Consider the following 17,377-nt stretch of genomic DNA (forward strand, 5'->3'; position numbering starts at 1 on the left):
GCGACGCAAGCGCTCCTGGCGCCGGCCACGCTCACCCCGCCCCGTGCATCGAAGTCGGCGCCACCGCGCAGCCTCGGCCGGTGCTCGACCGCCGACTCCGTGACGGGCACGCGCCCTTGAACACGGCATTCACACACATCCCTGCGGCTGCGTCCGCCCCGCCGGAGCAGTCCCCGTCTCCGCCTGATCAGTGAGGAACGGACACCATGCACCTGAACTTTCGTCCACCAGGCCGTCGATCACGGACTGCGGCCGGGCTGGCCGTCGCCACCATCGCCACTGCCGGCGCACTGGGGCTCCTCAGTTCATGCGGCCAGTCGTCGCATTCCTCGTCCACCGGAGCCGGCGCCATCACACCCGGTCCGGGTCAGCACCAGACGGCAGGTATGCCCGGAGCCACGGGGTCGGGGAGCGGAGCCACGGGGTCGGGGAACACGGCGGGCTCCGCTTCCGGCACCTCGCCGATGCCGGGCATGAGCATGCCCATGAGTCCCTCGGGCACGGGCGCGCCGGCCGCACCGGTGGCCAGGAACGCCGTGGCGATCAAGAACTTCGCCTTCACTCCGGCCACGCTGAAGGTCAAAGTGGGCACGACGGTGACCTGGACCAATCAGGACGGCGACTCCCACACCGTCACCAGCGCCGGAGCGGGCGGTCCGTTGCACTCGGCCGCCATGGCCACCCACGACACCTACAGCTACACGTTCACCAAGCCCGGCACCTATGCCTACCTCTGCACCATCCATCCGTTCATGACCGCCACCGTGGAGGTGACCTGATGACGAACTACTACGACAGTGACGACGGGGCATCGGCCGGAGACGCCGGTCGGCCCGATACCGAACACGGCATGAATCGGCGTCAACTCCTCCGGCATGCAGGGTGGTTCGGGGGCGCGGTGGTGCTGACCGTGGCCGGTGGAGAAGTGATCAGCCACATAGCGGACTCCCGGGACACCAACGCCGCGGCCGCCGCCGGAGACGGTGCGGCTGGAAGCGGCGCGCTGCGGTTCGTGCAGGTCTCCGACAGCCATATCGGATTCCGGGGCCCGGCGAACCTGGACGTGGTCGGCTCGTTCACCGAAGCGATCAACCAGGTCAACTCCCTCGGATTCAGGCCGGACTTCGTCATGCACAGCGGCGACCTGACCCATCTGTCCACGGCCGGACAGTTCGACCAGGTCAAGCAGCTGATGACCGCAATGAAGACGGACCGCATCTTCACCGTGCCGGGCGAGCACGACTCCATCGGCGATGCAGGCCGCGCCTACCGGCGGACCTTCGGCATGGGCACGCTCGGCGACGGCTGGTACAGCTTCGACACCCACGGCGTACACTTCATCGCCCTGGTCAACACCCTGAGCCTGGAGAAGCTCGGCCACCTCGGCAACGAACAGATCGACTTCGTTCGCAGGGACATCGCCGGACTGTCGTCGGACACCCCCATCGTGGTCTTCAGCCACATCCCGCTGTTCGCCATGTACCCGCAGTGGGGCTGGAGCACCGACGACGCCCTCAAGGTCATCGCCCTCCTGCGCCGCTTCTCCTCCGTCACCTGCCTCAACGGGCACGTCCACCAGCTGTTCACCAAGACAGACGGCAACATCACCTTCCACTCCGCCACCACCACCGCCTACCCTCTGCCCAAACCGGGCCGCGGCCCCGCCCCCACCCCGCAGGTCGTCCCTGCCCGGCAGCTCAAATCCGCACTCGGCATCCGCAGCGTCGGCTACCGCCAAGGCGACCGCGAACTGGCCATCAAGGACCAGAGGCTGGCTTGAACGCCCGAAGACTCCTCGCGTGCGCTGGCGTGAGTTGAAGGACCTTCCCCCCGGCCTGATCCGCTTACGCACCCCCTATGAGCCCGAGGCAAGGACCGGGGCCAAACGGGATCTGGGCTGGTCCGGCTACAAGGTCCACCTCAGCGAGACCTGCGAGCCTGACGCCCCGCACCTGTCCACCCACATCCACACCATCCCGGCACCGGTCAACGACGATGCCGTCCTGGAAGACATCCACACCACCCTGGCCGGGCGGGGCCTTCTGCCGGACGAGCACCTGGTGGACGCCGGATACATCGACGCCGAGCAGATCCACCACGCCCGCCGCGATCACCGAGTGGAGCTAACCGGACCGGTCAAACCGGTCAAACCGGTCAGCTCACGTCAGCAGGCCGTATCGGGTCACTCCGACAAGACCCGCTTCACCATCCGACTGGGACCAACACACCGTCACCTGCCCCGGCGGCAAGCAGAACACCATCTGGCGTGAGACCACCAGCCATCGGGACACACCCGTCACCCGCGTCAAGTTCCCGGCCCGCGAGTGCGGCCGGTGCGAGCTGTAGGCGTCCTGCACAGTCTCGGTCCATGGCCGCTCGTTCACGTTCCGGCCCCGCGCTAAGCCCGCGGCATGAACAGCAGAGAGCCGGGACGTGCCCTCTACGAGGGACGTCCTGGCCAACACGGCTTACCGTCGACCGGTGGCCTGACGGCCCGGCCTCACTTCAGGTGCCGGGCGAAGAAGTGGGCCGCGGCGTCCCCCGCGAACTGCGGGACGCCGGTGTGCCCGCCCATATTGGCGTGCAGGGTCTTCTCCTTGGAGCCGAAGGCGTCGAACAGGTCCAGGGCCGCCTGCCGGTCGTTCCCTTCGTCGTCCCACTGCAGCAGGACGTGCAGCGGAATGGTGACCTGGCGGGCCTCCTCGAACATCGCGCGAGGCACGAAACTCCCGGCGAAGAGACCGGCGGCCACGATGCGCGGCTCGACCATCGCCAGCCGGACGCCGATGGAGATCACTCCCCCCGAGTAGCCGACCGGGCCGCCGATTTCGGGCAGCGCAAGGAGGGCGTCCAGGGTGACCCGCCATTCCGGGACCGCCTTGGCGACCAGCGGGAGGATGAGGGCGTCGATGATCTCGTCGGTGACCGGCTCGCCGGCCTCCATCGCCCGGCGCAGGTCGGCGAGGGCCTGCTCGGCGGCGGCCCAACGGGGCCGGTCGCCGCTGCCGGGGAGCTCGATGGTGGCCGTGGCGAAGCCATCCGCCGCGGCGTGCCGGGCCCGCGCCACCAGTCGGGGGTACACCTTGCGCAGTCCGAGCGGCGGGGGGCCGAGCAGAATCAGCGGGACCGGTGCGGATGCGGACGCGGGCGTCCACAGGAAGCCGGGAATCTCACCGAGGGTGAATTCGCGCTCGAGGACACCGTCGTCGAGACGCCGTTCAGAAGTGAAGTGCATGGTCGTGCCTTTCGGGAGTGCTCCTGAATGGCGCTCCCGGACGACCTATCGCCCGACCGTGGCCCCGGAGGGGAGCACCCATGTCGATACTGCGTTCACGGGTACCACCTCCTCGGTCTCTCGCACGGCCTCCGGAAAAGTAGCAGTGGTCGCCGTGGTCCGCCAACGGGTTTTTGGCGATGGCGGGTTCACCGGCAGGTGATCGACGCAATTGCCTGAAAGTGCCGGCCGGTTCTCCTTGAGGGACATGCCGAACGGGCTCGACTCGTTGCACGGCCGCTGGAGCACAGCGGTGGCGGTTGTTCGCCCAGAAAGGGCTGTGAGCCCGTGTGCGACGGTGTCCAGATCGTTCCGCATACAGACACGATCATGCCTGGCACCCGGCGACCGGGCCGGGCGAGGATCGGGGCATGACCGAGAACACGAACGCCCAGGCACACCACCCGGCGACCGGCACCGCGCTGCTCGTCATTGACGTCCAGGAGTCCTTCCGGCAGCGCGAGAGCTGGCAGTACGGCTCCGACCCCGAGGTGGCACAGCAGGTGGCCCGGCTTACGGATTTCGCGCGGGACCGCGGTGACCTGGTGGTGTGGGTGCTGCATTCCGAGCCAGGCACCGGCACCGTCTTCGACCCGGCGCTCGGCCACGTCCGGCTGATCGAGCCGCTCGCGGCGCGGGATGGCGAACCGGTGCTCGTCAAGACCTCGCACAACGCCTTCACCACCACCAACCTCCAGCAGATCCTCACCGAGCGGGGCATCCGCTCGCTGATCACCTGCGGGATCAGGACCGAGCAGTGCGTGGAGACCACCACCCGGCTGGCCTCCGACCTCGGCTACGCCGTCACGTTCGTGGTGGACGCGACCGCCACCGAACCGATCCCGCATCCCGACGCGCCCGCCGGGCGGCCGTACGCCGAGGTGCTGGCCGATCCGCGCACCCTGCGCCCGGCGGACGTCATCGAGCGGACCCGGTACGCTCTGGCCGGACGTTTCGCCACTGTCACCACCGTTAAGGAGCTGACCGGATCGTGACCCGGGTGGTCTTCCTGCTCGTCCCCGAACTGCATCTGCTCGACCTGGCGGGACCGGCCCAGGTCTTCTCGACCGCGGCCGATCAGGGGCTCAGGTACGAGTTGGCGTTCGTGGCCGAGCGGGAGGACGTGCCCACCGCGCAGGGCGTGCCGCTGAAGGCGTCGGTGGAGCTGCCGTCGCTGACCGCCGGCGATCTGATCGTCGTGCCCGGGTGGCGGGCCCCGGCCCTGCGGGACACCGGTCGCCTCCAGGCCCGCACACTGGCCTGGCTGCGCGCCCACCACACGGCGGGCGGCACGGTGGCCTCGGTGTGCGCCGGAGCCGACGCGCTGGGCCGGGCCGGCCTGCTGGACGGGCGGCGCTGCACCACCCACCACGATGTCCAGGACGAACTCGCCCGCCGCTATCCGAAGGCCACCGTGGTACGAGACGTGCTCTACGTCCTGGACGGCACGGTGGTCACCTCCGCGGGGATCGCCTCCGGCATCGACCTGGCCCTCCATCTGGTCGCCGTACGCCACGGGCCGGGTGCCGCCGCACGCATCGCCCGGCAGATGGTCGTCTACGCGCGGCGCAACGGCGACGAGCGGCAGGCCAGCGCGATGCTGCGGCACCGGGCGCACGTCAGCGACGCGGTGCACCGCGCCCAGGACCTCATCGACGCCCGTTTCGCCGACCGGCTCGCGCTGTCCGACCTCGCCGCGGCGATCGGATTGAGCGAGCGGACCCTCACCCGTCGGTTCGCGGCGTCCACCGGTCTGACCCCACTGCGATACCAGCAGGAACTGCGCACGGAGCGGGCCGAGCACCTGATCACCCAGGGGGCCACCGTCGAGGCGGCGGCCCGCGCGGTGGGGTTCCAGGACGCGCGGATGCTGCGCAGGCTGCGTTCGCGCGGGGCGTCGGCTTCGGCGTAGCGGGCCGCGACCGGCCTCCGCCCGCCGAGGCGTGTTCGCTGAGGCGTCCGCGCAGGTCAGAGGTCGGCTCAGGCGAGCCCGTACACGCGCTCGGCGGTGCCCGTCCACACGGCGGCCTTCTCGTCAGGGCTCAGACCCGCGAGGAGCGCACCGGTGGCGTCCACCACCACGGCGTAGCTTGCGGCGAGCGTGCACACCGGCCAGTCGGATCCGAACATCAACCGCTGCGGGCCGAAGGCATCGAGCACGGTGTCCGCGTAGGGGCGCAGGTCGTCGACCGTCCACCGACGCCAGTCGGCCTCGGTGACCATGCCGGACAGCTTGCAGACGGTGTTCGGCTGCGCCGCGAACTCTCGGACGGCAGCCGACCATGGCGCCAACTGGCCTGAGGTGATGGGTGGTTTGCCCAGGTGGTCCAGCGCGAAGGTGAGTTCTGGGAGTCGGCGGGCGGCGGACGTTGCCGCGGGCAGCTGGTGCGGCAGGACGAGCACGTCGTACACGAGGCCCGCGTGTGCCACCGTCCGCAGTCCGCGCAGTACGTCGGGGTGGGTGAGCCATGAGGGGTCCGGCTCACCCTGCACCTGGTGGCGGATGCCCCGCAACCACTCGCCGCCGGGTAGGGCACGCAGCCGGGCCAGCGTCTCGGCCACGTCGGGCGCGGTGAGGTCGGTCCAGCCGACCACGCCCGCCACCAGGTCGCTCTCGGCCGCGAGCGCCAGGAGCTCCGGGGTTTCCTCCGCCACCGTGATCGTCTGGACGAGGAGGGTGTGGTCGACGTTTGCCGCGCGTGCCTGCGGCTCCAGGTCGCAGAGGGGGAAGTCGCGGCGCAGCGGGGCGAGTTCGGGTCCGTTGATCCAGTCCTGGTCGCGCACGGCGAGGTCCCATACGTGGTGGTGCGCGTCGATGATGCCCATCAGGCTCACAGCTCCCACACGACGGGGAGGCCGGCGGTGGCTCCGTCCGCCGAGTAGTCGTGGATGACGTCGAGGAGTTCGGCCATGCGTGCCTGCCAGGCGATGTTCACCGGCAGCTGCTCCAGTTCGGCGAGGAGGGCGGCGTAGTCCTCGCATTCCAGGACGTGGAAGAGGTCGGTGCCGCTGCGCCAGATGGTCCACGAGGTGGTCCCGGCGGCGCGGATGGCGGCCGTCAGTTCCTGCGGCACTTCGCGATGAGCCGCTTCGTACTCCGCGATGCGGTCCGCGCGGACCTTGGTGTGCAGGGCGATGCGCATGGGCGGGGGGCTCCTCAGCTGTCGACGATGATGACGTCCAGGGTGCGCGGTCCGTGCACGCCCTCGACTCGTTCCAACTCGATGTCACTGGTGGCGGAAGGGCCGGAGATGAAGGTGAGGGGGCGGCGGGGGTCGAGTCGGCGCAGTGCTTCGGGCACGTCCGCGGCGATCTGGTCGGCGCGTACGACGCACAGGTGGTAGTCGGGCAGCAGGGTGAGTGCCCGACGGCCCTGGCCGGGGCCGGCGTCGAGGACGATCGTGCCGGTGACGGCGATGGCCAGGGCGCAGGTGGTGAGCACGCCGCCCGCCGTGTCGAGTGCGCGCACGTCGAGTGGTGGGATGTCGGTGCGGGTCCCGTCGCCGTCCGGCAGCCATGCGGCCGGGAACCCCTGGGGGACGATGAGGGTTCCGGGCACCTGCCGGTGGGCCAGCGCGGCGGCGATGGCCGTGCGCGGGTCGGCGGTGCGGGTGACGGTGGCCCGGTAGTCGGCGGCGCGCTCGGCGAAGAGGCCCGGGACGTCGTGTCCGGACGCGCATGGCTATCGGGCCTCCGGCACGGGGACGTGGCGCGGCAGCAGGGCCTCTTTGCGCAACCGGTCCCATGCGTCGGCCGGGACCGGTGCGTTCAGGAGTGTCGCCGCGTCCCGAACCTCCGCCGCCGAACGCGCTCCGGTCAGCACACTCGCCACGGCCGGGTGGCCGAAGGGGAAGTGGAGAGCGGCGGCGCGCAGCGGTACACCGTACGCCTCGGTGACCTCCCGCATCCGCAGCGCCCGCTCCAGCAACTCGCCGGGGGCTGCACTGTAGTTGTAGGTGGCTCCTGGAACGGGGTGTGCGAGGATCCCGGAGTTGAGGACACCGCCGATGATGACGCTCTTGCCGCGGTTCGCGGCGGCGGGCAGCAGTTCGGCGAGTGCGGGCTGTTCGAGAAGGGTGTAGCGGCCCGCGCACAGGACCGCGTCCACGTCCGTGTCGATGAGGAACCGGGTGAGCATCGCGGTCTGGTTCATGCCCGCGCCGATGGCTCCCACCATGCCTTCGGAGCGGAGCCGTTCCAGCGCCGGATATGCCTCGTGGAACGCCTGCTCGCCGTGGTCGTCGGGGTCGTGGATGAGGGCCAGGTCGATGCGGTCGAGGCCGAGGCGGGTCAGGCTCTCCTCCAGGGAGCGTCGCACCCCGTCGGCGCTGAAGTCCCAGACACGGCGGTGGGTGGCGGGGACGGCGAAGCCGTTCGCCAGGTCGGAGCCCGTGGCGGAGCCCGTGTCGGAGCCTTCCGCGTCGTACGGCTCAAGGAGGCGGCCCACCTTGGTGGAGATGACGTACTGCGAACGGGACTTGGTGCGCAGCACGGCGCCCAGGCGTCGCTCGGAGACACCCAGGCCGTAGTGCGGGGCGGTGTCGAAGTAGCGGATGCCCACGTCCCAGGCCGCCTCGACGGTGGCGGCGGCGCTGTCCTCGTCGACCGGGCGGTAGAGACCGGCGATCGCGGCGCCGCCGAGGCCGAGCGCGGTGACCTCGATGCCGCTGCGGCCGAGGGCGCGTCGCGGCATGGCGTGTGCGGGCGGGTGGGCCGCGTGTTCGGTGTTGTCGCTCGCCGCGGCTGCCATCACTGCCCCACCGGGCGCAGTCGCAGGCCCTGCATGCCGCCGTCCACGGCCAGGGCGGTGCCGGTGACCGAGGCCGCGCCGGGGCCGGCCAGATAGGCGATCGCCGCCGCCACCTCGTCGGCGGTGACCAGACGGCCCATCGGCTGGCGTGCGGCGAGCGCGGCGCGCTCGGCGGCGGGGTCGGCGGCCTGCGCCAGCAGCCGGCCCACCCAAGGGGTGTCCACGGTGCCGGGGCTGACGCAGTTGACGCGGATCCCTTCGCGGACATGGTCGGCTGCCATCGCCAGCGTCAGTGACAGGACCGCGCCCTTGCTGGCGCTGTAGAGCGCCCGCTGCGGCAGCCCGGCCGTGGCGGCGATGGAACAGGTGTTGACGATCGAGGCGTGCGCCGATTCCCGAAGGTGGGGCAGAGCGGCGCGGGTGGTGCGCACCACGCCGAGGACGTTGATGCCCAGCACCCGCTCCCACTCCGCGTCGTCGTTGTCCTCGACCGTGCCGATGGCGCCGATCCCGGCGTTGTTCACCAGGATGTCGATGCCCCCCAGACCGGCGGCAGCCTCCGCCACCGCCGTGACGACGGAGGCGTCGTCCGCCACATCCGCGGTGTAGCCGCGCAGTGGCGCCGTCGCGGCGTCGGGTGCGAGGTCGAGGACCGCCACGGCGGCGCCGCGTGCGGCCAGGAGCCGGGCCGTGGTCAGTCCGATCCCGGAGCCGCCGCCGGTGACGAGGGCCTTCAGGCCGTGCAGTTCTGCGTCATGGCTGGTCACGGTACGCGCACTCATGCCTTGGCCTCCTTGCCGGCGGCGTCGGCCGCCCAGAACGTGCCGTCGGGGTAGCGGTAGGCGTCGATGGACTCCCGCCGCATCTGTGCCGAGAATCCGGGCGCGGTCGGGACGGCGTAGCGCCCCTGCTCGATACGGACCGGGTCGATGAAGTGCTGGTGCAGATGGTCGACGTACTCGATGACGCGGTCCTCGGTCGTCCCCGACAGCGCGACGTAGTCGAACATCGAGAGGTGCTGGACGAGTTCGCACAGTCCGACTCCCCCGGCGTGCGGGCAGACCGGCACCCCGTACTTGGCGGCGAGCAGCAGGATGGCGAGGTTCTCGTTCACTCCGCCGACGCGGGCGGCGTCGAGCTGGAGCACATCGATCGCGCCGGCCTGCAGGAGCTGTTTGAAGATGATGCGGTTCTGCACATGTTCGCCGGTGGCAACCTTCACCGGGGTCACGGCCTTCCGGATCGCCGCGTGGCCGAGGACATCGTCCGGGCTGGTGGGTTCCTCGATCCAGTAGGGGTCGAACTCGGCCAGGGCTCGGGTCCATTCGATGGCCTCGTCGACGTTCCAGCGTTGATTGGCGTCGATCGCGATGCGGACGTCGGGGCCGACGGCGGCGCGGGCGGCGCGGCAGCGGCGTATGTCGTCGTTCAGATCGGCGCCGACCTTCAGCTTGATCTGCCGGAAGCCGTCCGCGACCGCCTGGCGGGCGAGGCGGGTGAGCTTCTCGTCCGAGTAGCCGAGCCAGCCGGGGGATGTGGTGTAGCCGGGGTAGCCGGTCGCGCGCAGGAGCTCCGCGCGCTGCGGGGCGCCCTCGCGGCCGCGTTCGAGGAGTGCGAGGGCTTCGGCGGGGCTCAGCGCGTCGGCGATGTAGCGGTAGTCGACCTGGCCGGCCAGCCACGCGGGCTCGGCGTCGGCGAGCAGCTGCCACAGCGGCTTGCGGGCTCGCTTGGCGGCGAGGTCCCATACGGCGTTGACCACGGCGCCGATCGCCATATGCATGACGCCCTTTTCCGGTCCCAGCCAGCGCAGCTGGCTGTCACCGGTCAGATCACGGCTCACGGAGCCGGGGTCCGCGCACAGAGTGTCGACCGGCCGGCCGACCAGGTGCGGTCGCAGCGCCTCGATGGCGGCGACCTGGACGTCGTTGCCGCGCCCGATGGTGAAGGTGAAGCCATGCCCTTCGGCGCCGTCTTCGGCGTCGGTGCGCAGCACCACATAGGCGGCGGAGTAGTCGGGGTCGGGGTTCATCGCGTCGGAGCCGTCGAGCTCGCGTGAGGTGGGAAAGCGGATGTCGTAGGTGTCGACGGCGGTGATCCGCCAAGAGCCGGTGGGCACCGCTGTGGGAGAGCCGGCGGTCTCGGGTACGGGGGCCTGGTTCACTGATAGGGCCTCTTTCACGGGCGTCACGGACGTCATGGGTGTCACGGGCGTCACGCTGCGGCGAAGGTCTGGCGCTGGCTGCCGAGGCCGTCGATGGACAGGTCCACGATGTCGCCGGGACGCAGATAGGGCTGTCCGGGCAGGCCGAGGGCGACGCCCGCCGGGGTGCCGGTGTTGATCACGTCGCCGGGTTCGAGGACCATGTACTGGCTCAGGTAGTGGAGGAGATACCCGACCGGGAAGATCATGTCCGTGGTGTGGCCGTCCTGCCGGACCTCGCCGTTCACCGCGAGCCGCAGGCCGAGCGACTGCGGCCGGCCCACCTCGTCGGGGGTGACGAGCCAGGGCCCGAGCGGGTTGAAGGTCTCGCAGGACTTGCCCAGATCCCACTGCGGGGAGAAGTCGAGCTGGAACTCCCGCTCGGATACGTCGTGGCTGACCGCGTACCCGGCCACGCAGTCCCGTGCCTGCTCCACGTTGTCCAGGTAGCGGGCGCGGGCGCCGATGACGACGGCCAGCTCGACCTCCCAGTCGGTCCGGGTGGAGCCGCGCGGGATGAGCACCTCGTCGTACGGGCCGACGACCGTGCCCGGATCCTTCATGAAGACCACGGGCCGCTCGGGGACGGCGGCGCCCGTCTCCGCCGCGTGGTCGCGGTAGTTGAGGCCGATGCAGACGACCTTGCCGGGACGGGCGACGGGGGCGCCGGTGCGCAGTCCGGCCGCGTCCAGCTCCGGCAGTTCGCCGGCTGCGGCGGCGGCCCGGACCCGTTCCAGGCCGCCGGAGGCGAAGAAGGCACCGTCGATGTCGGCGGTGAGACCGGACAGATCCAGGAACCGGCCGTCATCGGCGAGGAGGGCGGGGCGCTCCCGCCCGGGGTCGCCGAGGCGCAGCAGTTTCACGGGGTTCTCCTTGCTGGGTGCGCGGGTGAGGCGCGGGCAGGGGGGCGGCCGACGCGGATCCTTCGGAGCCGCGCGTGCGGTCGGGTTCAGTCCTGTGCGCGGCCGGTGGTGACCCGGGCGATCATGAGGGCGACGAGGATGATGCCGCCGTAGATCGCCTGGATCCAGAAGGACGGCACCTGCGCGAGGGTCAGCAGGTTCTGTACGACACCGAGCAGCAGGACGCCGGTGAGGGCACCGAACATGGTGCCTTTGCCGCCGTCGAGGCTGATGCCGCCGATGACCGCGGCCGCGAACACCGTGAAGATCATGTTCTGGCCCTGGTTGGCGTTGATGGCGCCGACGTAGCCGGTCTGCATCAGACCGCCGACCGCCGCGAGAACACCGGCGACGACGAAGACTCCCAGCATCACGCGCTCGACGCGGATGCCGGCGGCGCGGGCCGCGTCCGGGTTGCCGCCGATCGCGTACAGCGCCCGTCCCCAGCGGTGGTACCTGAGCACAAGACCGGCGAGCCCGAAGGCGGCCACCGCCACCCATACCGACATCGGAAGGGAGAGGAAGGTGGTGGTCGCGAGGGCGAAGAAGGCGTCCGGCATGCCGAAGAGGGTCTTGCCCTCGGTCGCGCCGACCAGCAGGCCGCGCAGGATGATCAGCATGGCGAGCGTGACGATGAACGCGTTGAGCTTGAACTTCACCACCAGGATCCCGTTGAAGGCGCCGACCAGCGCACCGGCGACGACGATCGCCAACAGCCCCATGGCGACGGGCCATTGGGTGCCGAAACCGGCACTGGCGGCGGGCAGTACGAGCAGCGCGCCGAGCGCGGGCGCGATGCCGACGACCGATTCGAGGGAGAGGTCGAACTTCCCGGTGATCAGCACGAGGGACTCGGCGAGCACGACCATGGCGAGCGCGGCCGAGGCGCCGAGGATGGAGATGAGGTTGCGTTCGGTGAGGAAGGAGTCGTTGACCACCGCGCCGAGGACCAGCAGGGCGAGGAGTGCGGGGACGAGCGCCAACTCACGTGCCCTGCGCCACAGTACGCTCTTGGACGCTTTCGACGGGGTGGCCGTGGGCGGGGTGGTCGTGGCGGCCCGCAGGTTCGGGGCCTTGGTCTCAGCCACGGTCAACTCCTTCGATCGAGGCGATCAGCTGGTGGTCGTGCCAGCCGGCCGGGTGCTCGGCGACGACGCGGCCGTGGAAGAGCACCAGGACGCGGTCGCAGCGCCGCAGGTCGTCGAGCTCGTCCGAGACGACCAGCACCGCGGTGCCGTCGTCGCGGGCGCTGTCCACCCGGGCGAGCAGCGACTCCTTGGACTTCACGTCCACACCGGCGGTCGGATTGATCAGGACGAGCAGGCGGGGGTCACTGGCCAGGGCGCGGGCCATGACGACCTTCTGCGCGTTGCCGCCCGACAGGTCGGACACCGGCTGCTCGGGACCTTCGGCGTGGATGTCGAGGCGCTGGATGAGGTCCCTGGCGAAAGAGCGCTTGGCGGTGGTGCCCACCAGACCGTATCGGCCGAGTCGATCGGGGACGCTCATGGTGGCGTTGTCACCGATGGTCATCCCGGACACCAGACCTTGTTCATGCCGGTCCCGGGGTACGCAGCCCACGCCGGCTCGCAAGGCGGCGGAGACGTCGCCGAACGGCAGCCGCGCGCCGTCCAGTTCCGCCTGCCCCCCGGTCGGGGTGTGCAGCCCGGCGAGGCTCTCCGCAAGCTCGATCTTGCCGCTGCCGCTGGATCCCGCAAGGCCGACCACCTCGCCGCGGCGGATGGTCAGGTCCACGTCCTCGAACACGTCGCCGACGCCGGTGAGTCCGCGTACATCGAGACGCAGGGGCGCGTCGGCGGGCGGGGCCGGGCGGGCGACGGCCTCACGCTCCGCAACCTCCTCGCCCGCCATGGCCTCGACGAGGGCGCCGCGCGGCAGGTCCGCCACCGGCGCGGTGGTGATCCACCGGGCGTCGCGCAGCACGGTCACCGTCTGGCAGACCTCGTACACCTCCTGGAGATGGTGCGAGATGAACAGGAAGGTCACCCCGGACTCCTGCAGGCCGCGCATCCGGTCGAAGAGCCGCTCGATCTCTCTGTTGTCGAGTTGCGCGGTGGGTTCGTCGAGGACGATGAAGCGGGCGCCGAAGCTCAACGCCCGTGCGATCTCCACGAGTTGGCGGTCCTCGACCTTCAGCTCCGCGGTGATGGCGTCGGGTGCGACGCGTACGTCCCAGGTGTCGAGGAGTTCGGCGGCCTGCGCCTGCATGCGGCGCCAGCTGATGAGGCCTCCCCTGCCGGTGGGCTGCCGGTTGATGAAGAGGTTCTCGGCGACCGTGAGACCGGGGACGACGGTGGGCTTCTGGTAGACACAGGCGACCTTGCGGCGCCAGGCATCGCGGTCGGAGAGCGGCGGCGCCGCTTCCCCGTCGAAGCTGACCGTTCCCGCGTCGGGGGTGTGCAGCCCGGTGAGGATCGAGACCAGAGTGGATTTACCGGCGCCGTTGCGGCCGACCAGGGCGTGGGACTCTCCGGTTTCGACGGTCAGCCGGCCGTCGCGCAGCGCCACGGTGGGGCCGTAGCGCTTGACGATGCCCTCGGCGGCGACCAGTGGGCGGGTCATGGTGTCGAGGGAGCTCACTTGACCGTGTTTCCCCACAGCTTGGGGTCGTCGACGTTCGCCTTGGTGACCAGGGGTGCCGGCAGTTGGTCTTCGAGCAGGCCGTTGGGCAGCTTGACGATGGTCGAGCCGTGGTCCGTCGGGCCGGGCTTGAACGTTTTCCCCTTCATAGCCGCCTTGATGTAGTACATGGCGTACTTGGCGTACGAGTCCGCCGGCTGGGAGACGGTGGCGTCGATCTGGCCCTTGCGGATGGCGTCGAACTCCTGCGGGATGCCGTCGTTCGAGACGATCGCGATGTGCCCCTTCTCGCCCGTCTTCTTCAGCATCCCCTTGGACTTGAGGGTCTGCAGGGTGGGTGCCAGGTAGACGCCGCCGGCCTGGAGGTAGATGCCCTTGATGTCGGGGTTGGCGTTCAGGAGCGTGTCCAGCTTGGCGGCGGCCGTGTCGGACTCCCATTTCGCGGGAATCTCCAGGACCTTCAGATCGGGGTAGTTCTTCCGGACGCAGGTCCGGAAGGCCTCGGAGCGCTCACGCCCGTTGACCGAGGCGAGGTCACCCATGACCTGCACCACCTTGCCCGATTTCACCGTCTTCCCCAGGTATTCGCAGGTCTTCTCGCCGTACGCCTTGTTGTCGGCCCGTACGACCATGGCGACCTTGCCCTTTTCCGGGGCGACGTCCACGGCGACCACCGGGACACCCTTGCGCTCGGCCTGGTCCAGGCCCGCGGCGATCGCGGCACTGTCCAACGGGGCCACCACAAGACCCTTGACACCCTGGTTGAGCTGGTTGTTGATGTCGGTGATCTGCTGCGACGGGTCGCTGTTGGAGTTCACCGTCTTCAGGGCGTCCACACCCTGCGACGTCGCCATCTTCGGCACATAGTCGTTGTACGACTGCCAGAACGGCGACGTGAGCAGGGGCAGCACGACGCCGACCTTGTCCTCCCCGCCTCCTGCGCCGCCGGACGAGGCGGCGTCTTTGGTGCTTCCGCACGCAGCGAGAACGAGAGCGGCACAGGCGGCCGCAGCCGCCGCACGGACTGCCCGCGAGGGGATTCTCAGAGTCTTTCCGGCCATTGCTGCGGCTCCTCACCGATGGCACTGCACTGAGGTCATGGGGATTTTCGTGATGCACAGGAGATCAACAGCCGGGTCGCTTCACCGGCAGGGCACGACTATTCATCGGACCATTCAGCGGCGTCAAGGGGTTCTCTCCGGGTTTTGCGCCAGAACAAGCCATAGTGGTCCGACCACTTGCGGAGCTAGACTCCGCGCAGCGAACCAGGGAGGCGTATAAGTGGAGACGCGTGCGGAGCGGGTAGATGCGCCGAAGGCAACGGTGACGCAGCGCGCCATCGACCAGATCAAGTCAATGATCGGGGAGGGACTTCTGGAGCCGGGGCAGCGCCTGCCCACGGAACGCGAGTTCGCGGCCCGGCTCGGGATCTCCCGGAACTCGATGCGTGAGGCGGTCCGCGCCCTGACCGCCATGGGCGTACTGGAGGCCCGACACGGCTCGGGGATCTACGTGACCCAGCTTGAGGCGGGCAACCTCCTGGAGACCTTCGGTGCCGTCGCGGACCTCTCGCCAGGCCCGCGACTGCTCGAACTCCTCGAAGTGCGCCGGGTGTTGGAGTCCACCGCGACGGCCCTCGCCGCCGCGCGCATCGATGCGGAGCAGCTTGCCGAGGTGGCGCAGCACCTTGAGGCGATGCGGGCGAGCGCCGACCCGGAGGAGATCCTCGCGCACGACGTCGCCTTCCACCGGGTGATCGCGAGGGCCTCGGGCAACGAGTCCATGGCGGCGATCCTCGAAGGGCTCTCGTCCCAGACGCTCCGCGCCCGGGTGTGGCGCGGATACGAGGAGGAGGGCGCCTTCGAGCGGACCCACAGAGAGCACACGCGGATCTACGAAGCCCTGGTCGACCGCGATCCCGAATCGGCAGGCGCCGCGGCGTCCGTCCACGTGGTGGGGGTCGAACGGTGGCTGAGAAGACAACTGGACGGCGAGTAGCCGCACACGACACCGACCGGCAACGGGCCACGGGCCGGCGCAACCTCCCCCGGCCGCGGTCCTAGCCGACGTCGTTGCCCCACAGTGACTTGTCGTCCACATTCGCCTTGGTCACCAGCGGGGCGGGAAGCTGGTCCTCCAGCCCGTTGGCGAGCTTGATGATGGTGGAGCCATGGTCGGTCGCTCCCGGTGTGAACGTCTTGCCCGCAGTTGCCGCCTCGGCGTAATACAGCGCGTACTTGGCGTAGAGGTCGGCGGGCTGGGAGACGGTCGCGTCGATGTCCCCCTTGCGGATCGCGGTGAACTCCTGCGGGTCTCCGTCGTTGGAGACGATGGTGATATGCCCGGCCTTGCCGGCCGGCTGGAGGAGTCCCTTCTGCTTGAGCAGCGTCAGCGTCGGCTCCAGGAAGACGCCGCCGGCCTGCATGTAGATGCCGTTCAGGTCGGGGTTGCGGGCGAGCAGCTTCTTCAGCTTGGCGGAGGCGACGTCACCCTTCCACTCGGTGGCGAGCTCGAAGATCTGAATCTTCGGAAACTTCGTCTTCATGCACGCCGCGAACGCTTCGGAGCGATCACGGCCGTTGACCGAATCCAGCGCGCCCTGGAGCTCGGCGACCTTCCCCGTTCCTCCCAGGTGCTTGCCCAAGAACTCACAGGCTTTGATGCCGTAGGCCCGGTTGTCGGCACGGACCACCATGTAGACGTCGCCCTTGTCCGGCCGGGTGTCGACGCTGATCACCGGGATCTTTTTGGCCTCCAGCCTTTTGAGCGTCGAGGAGATGGCGGTGTTCTGCGGGGCCATCACGATGGCCTTCGCTCCAAGGTTCTCGAACACCTGGACGTCCGCGTCCAGGTTGGCCGCGTCGTACTGATAGCTGCTCAGCGGCAGGGCGTTGACGCCATCGGAGCTGATGTGATTTCTGAGGTACTTCCCGTAGGAATCCCAGAAGTCGGAATCGGAACGCGGCAGGTCGATGCCGATGGCCGGCTTCCTGCCGGCGCCCGAACCCGTTGCGGTATCGCTTCCGTCGCCACAGGCGGTGGCGAACGCGGCCAGAACGAGCACGGCGGCGACGGCGTAGGCGGAGCGGTGGCGGGGCATCTGCATGGTGTTCTTCCTGGTCGGGAGGCAACTGCGGCGGAGGCTTGACGCACGCCCAGCGCGACGCCCGCATCACAGTCCGCGGCAGGGCCACCCTGAACGTCTCTGTTGTGGGTTGCAGGTCTCACGTCGCATGTGCCGAGAGGAGACAACCAGCGGGGCCACTCAGAGTGCATCGGTGATTCATCCGATGTCTTTCGGGTCGAGGAATGTACGGCTGTGCCGCCACGACTGGCAAGACCCCACCGCAGGTGTGTCCGAACGGACCGCTGTAAGTGGCTGATTGAGTCGTTTCGCTTGACTGAAGGCTTCGGCACAGCCCTTGCAGCGCCACGCGCGCCCTCGCACCCCAGGGTGGTCTCCGGGGCGGAGAACTCCGATGTATTGTCTGCTACCGATGGCTCCTCGCCTACGACGACGCGCCCGAGCCAACGCACAGTCCCCTGCGCCGTCAGCTGGGGGCATCCTCCTCGGCGGCAGGCATAAAGGCGCGCGGCCACCGCTCCGTCGGAGGCCAGGGCAGGGGCAGGGGCAGGGGCAGGGGCAGGGG

The 17,377-nt window shown here is 69.8% G+C and carries 18 protein-coding genes; 6 read left to right on the forward strand and 12 right to left on the reverse strand.

The annotated features are described in order from the left end of the window. Positions 1-485: 485 nt before the first annotated feature. From B1H19_RS01415 to B1H19_RS01425, 3 genes are read left to right on the forward strand one after another with little or no spacing between them, the layout of a single operon-like run. Complete coding sequence (locus tag B1H19_RS01415) at positions 486-779, forward strand: plastocyanin/azurin family copper-binding protein (RefSeq protein WP_083102450.1); 294 nt, start codon at positions 486-488, stop codon at positions 777-779. After that, positions 779-1,780, forward strand: coding sequence for a metallophosphoesterase family protein (locus B1H19_RS01420; protein ID WP_083102451.1), 1,002 nt, complete (start codon positions 779-781; stop codon positions 1,778-1,780). Before B1H19_RS01415 ends, B1H19_RS01420 begins: the two co-directional genes overlap by 1 nt. A 19-nt stretch (positions 1,781-1,799) precedes the next feature. Beyond that, positions 1,800-2,270, forward strand: coding sequence for a hypothetical protein (locus tag B1H19_RS01425; protein ID WP_083102452.1), 471 nt, complete (start codon positions 1,800-1,802; stop codon positions 2,268-2,270). A 230-nt stretch (positions 2,271-2,500) separates the two neighbouring features. Here B1H19_RS01425 and B1H19_RS01430 read toward each other — a convergent pair whose 3' ends face one another. Further along, positions 2,501-3,235, reverse strand: a complete 735-nt coding sequence (locus B1H19_RS01430) for an alpha/beta hydrolase (protein ID WP_083102453.1) — start codon at positions 3,233-3,235, stop codon at positions 2,501-2,503. A gap of 410 nt (positions 3,236-3,645) precedes the next feature. Here B1H19_RS01430 and B1H19_RS01440 point away from each other — a divergent pair, with 410 nt between their 5' ends. After that, on the forward strand, positions 3,646-4,269 hold the full coding sequence (locus B1H19_RS01440) for a cysteine hydrolase family protein (protein ID WP_083102455.1): 624 nt from the start codon (positions 3,646-3,648) through the stop codon (positions 4,267-4,269). Beyond that, positions 4,266-5,186: a GlxA family transcriptional regulator gene (locus B1H19_RS01445; protein WP_083102456.1), complete on the forward strand. Its 921-nt coding sequence runs from the start codon at positions 4,266-4,268 to the stop codon at positions 5,184-5,186. The genes B1H19_RS01440 and B1H19_RS01445 overlap by 4 nt, the downstream gene beginning before the upstream one ends. Positions 5,187-5,254: 68 nt before the next feature. On the opposite strand, the gene B1H19_RS01450 is transcribed toward B1H19_RS01445, so the two are convergent. From B1H19_RS01450 to B1H19_RS01495, 10 genes are all read right to left on the reverse strand, one after another. Continuing rightward, positions 5,255-6,100 (reverse strand): amidohydrolase family protein, encoded by an 846-nt coding sequence (locus B1H19_RS01450; protein WP_083109359.1) that lies wholly within the window; start codon positions 6,098-6,100, stop codon positions 5,255-5,257. Between the two features lie 5 nt (positions 6,101-6,105). After that, positions 6,106-6,417 carry an L-rhamnose mutarotase gene (locus B1H19_RS01455; RefSeq protein ID WP_083102457.1) on the reverse strand — a complete coding sequence of 104 codons (312 nt, stop codon included), beginning with the start codon at positions 6,415-6,417 and terminating at the stop codon, positions 6,106-6,108. A gap of 14 nt (positions 6,418-6,431) precedes the next feature. Further along, on the reverse strand, positions 6,432-6,833 hold the full coding sequence (locus tag B1H19_RS01460; RefSeq protein ID WP_335755921.1) for a LutC/YkgG family protein: 402 nt from the start codon (positions 6,831-6,833) through the stop codon (positions 6,432-6,434). Positions 6,834-6,956: 123 nt separating this feature from the next. After that, entirely contained in the window at positions 6,957-7,967 is a 1,011-nt protein-coding gene (locus B1H19_RS01465) for an aldo/keto reductase (protein WP_083109360.1), read from the reverse strand. A 56-nt stretch (positions 7,968-8,023) separates the two neighbouring features. Further along, a complete protein-coding gene (locus B1H19_RS01470; protein WP_083102459.1) occupies positions 8,024-8,806 on the reverse strand; it encodes an SDR family NAD(P)-dependent oxidoreductase in 783 nt (260 codons plus the stop codon). Next, on the reverse strand, positions 8,803-10,140 hold the full coding sequence (locus tag B1H19_RS01475) for an enolase C-terminal domain-like protein (RefSeq protein ID WP_237289744.1): 1,338 nt from the start codon (positions 10,138-10,140) through the stop codon (positions 8,803-8,805). Before B1H19_RS01475 ends, B1H19_RS01470 begins: the two co-directional genes overlap by 4 nt. A 95-nt stretch (positions 10,141-10,235) precedes the next feature. Further along, positions 10,236-11,087, reverse strand: coding sequence for a fumarylacetoacetate hydrolase family protein (locus tag B1H19_RS01480; RefSeq protein WP_083102461.1), 852 nt, complete (start codon positions 11,085-11,087; stop codon positions 10,236-10,238). A gap of 86 nt (positions 11,088-11,173) precedes the next feature. Continuing rightward, the gene (locus B1H19_RS01485; protein WP_083102462.1) at positions 11,174-12,214 is read right to left on the reverse strand and encodes an ABC transporter permease; all 1,041 of its coding nucleotides are present in this window, start codon (positions 12,212-12,214) and stop codon (positions 11,174-11,176) included. Next, the gene (locus B1H19_RS01490) at positions 12,207-13,709 is read right to left on the reverse strand and encodes a sugar ABC transporter ATP-binding protein (RefSeq protein ID WP_083109361.1); all 1,503 of its coding nucleotides are present in this window, start codon (positions 13,707-13,709) and stop codon (positions 12,207-12,209) included. The genes B1H19_RS01485 and B1H19_RS01490 overlap by 8 nt, the downstream gene beginning before the upstream one ends. 14 nt (positions 13,710-13,723) lie before the next feature. Continuing rightward, a complete protein-coding gene (locus tag B1H19_RS01495) occupies positions 13,724-14,788 on the reverse strand; it encodes a sugar ABC transporter substrate-binding protein (RefSeq protein ID WP_083102463.1) in 1,065 nt (354 codons plus the stop codon). Positions 14,789-15,008: 220 nt separating this feature from the next. On the opposite strand from B1H19_RS01495, the gene B1H19_RS01500 reads away from it, so the two are divergent. Beyond that, complete coding sequence (locus B1H19_RS01500) at positions 15,009-15,725, forward strand: FadR/GntR family transcriptional regulator (RefSeq protein ID WP_237289022.1); 717 nt, start codon at positions 15,009-15,011, stop codon at positions 15,723-15,725. Positions 15,726-15,786: 61 nt separating this feature from the next. On the opposite strand, the gene B1H19_RS01505 is transcribed toward B1H19_RS01500, so the two are convergent. Further along, on the reverse strand, positions 15,787-16,833 hold the full coding sequence (locus B1H19_RS01505; protein ID WP_083102464.1) for a sugar ABC transporter substrate-binding protein: 1,047 nt from the start codon (positions 16,831-16,833) through the stop codon (positions 15,787-15,789). Between the last annotated feature and the right edge of the window lie 544 nt (positions 16,834-17,377).

The organism is Streptomyces gilvosporeus (genome assembly GCF_002082195.1).
Classification (GTDB): domain Bacteria; phylum Actinomycetota; class Actinomycetes; order Streptomycetales; family Streptomycetaceae; genus Streptomyces; species Streptomyces gilvosporeus.

Bases quoted from the DNA above. Each gene is read 5' to 3' on its own strand.
- B1H19_RS01415 (WP_083102450.1), top strand. From the start codon at position 486: ATGAGTCCCTCGGGCACGGGCGCGCCGGCCGCACCGGTGGCCAGGAAC.
- B1H19_RS01420 (WP_083102451.1), top strand. From the start codon at position 779: ATGACGAACTACTACGACAGTGACGACGGGGCATCGGCCGGAGACGCC.
- B1H19_RS01430 (WP_083102453.1), bottom strand. From the start codon at position 3,235: ATGCACTTCACTTCTGAACGGCGTCTCGACGACGGTGTCCTCGAGCGC.
- B1H19_RS01440 (WP_083102455.1), top strand. From the start codon at position 3,646: ATGACCGAGAACACGAACGCCCAGGCACACCACCCGGCGACCGGCACC.
- B1H19_RS01450 (WP_083109359.1), bottom strand. From the start codon at position 6,100: ATGGGCATCATCGACGCGCACCACCACGTATGGGACCTCGCCGTGCGC.
- B1H19_RS01455 (WP_083102457.1), bottom strand. From the start codon at position 6,417: ATGCGCATCGCCCTGCACACCAAGGTCCGCGCGGACCGCATCGCGGAG.
- B1H19_RS01465 (WP_083109360.1), bottom strand. From the start codon at position 7,967: ATGCCGCGACGCGCCCTCGGCCGCAGCGGCATCGAGGTCACCGCGCTC.
- B1H19_RS01470 (WP_083102459.1), bottom strand. From the start codon at position 8,806: ATGAGTGCGCGTACCGTGACCAGCCATGACGCAGAACTGCACGGCCTG.
- B1H19_RS01490 (WP_083109361.1), bottom strand. From the start codon at position 13,709: ATGACCCGCCCACTGGTCGCCGCCGAGGGCATCGTCAAGCGCTACGGC.
- B1H19_RS01495 (WP_083102463.1), bottom strand. From the start codon at position 14,788: ATGGCCGGAAAGACTCTGAGAATCCCCTCGCGGGCAGTCCGTGCGGCG.
- B1H19_RS01505 (WP_083102464.1), bottom strand. From the start codon at position 16,833: ATGCAGATGCCCCGCCACCGCTCCGCCTACGCCGTCGCCGCCGTGCTC.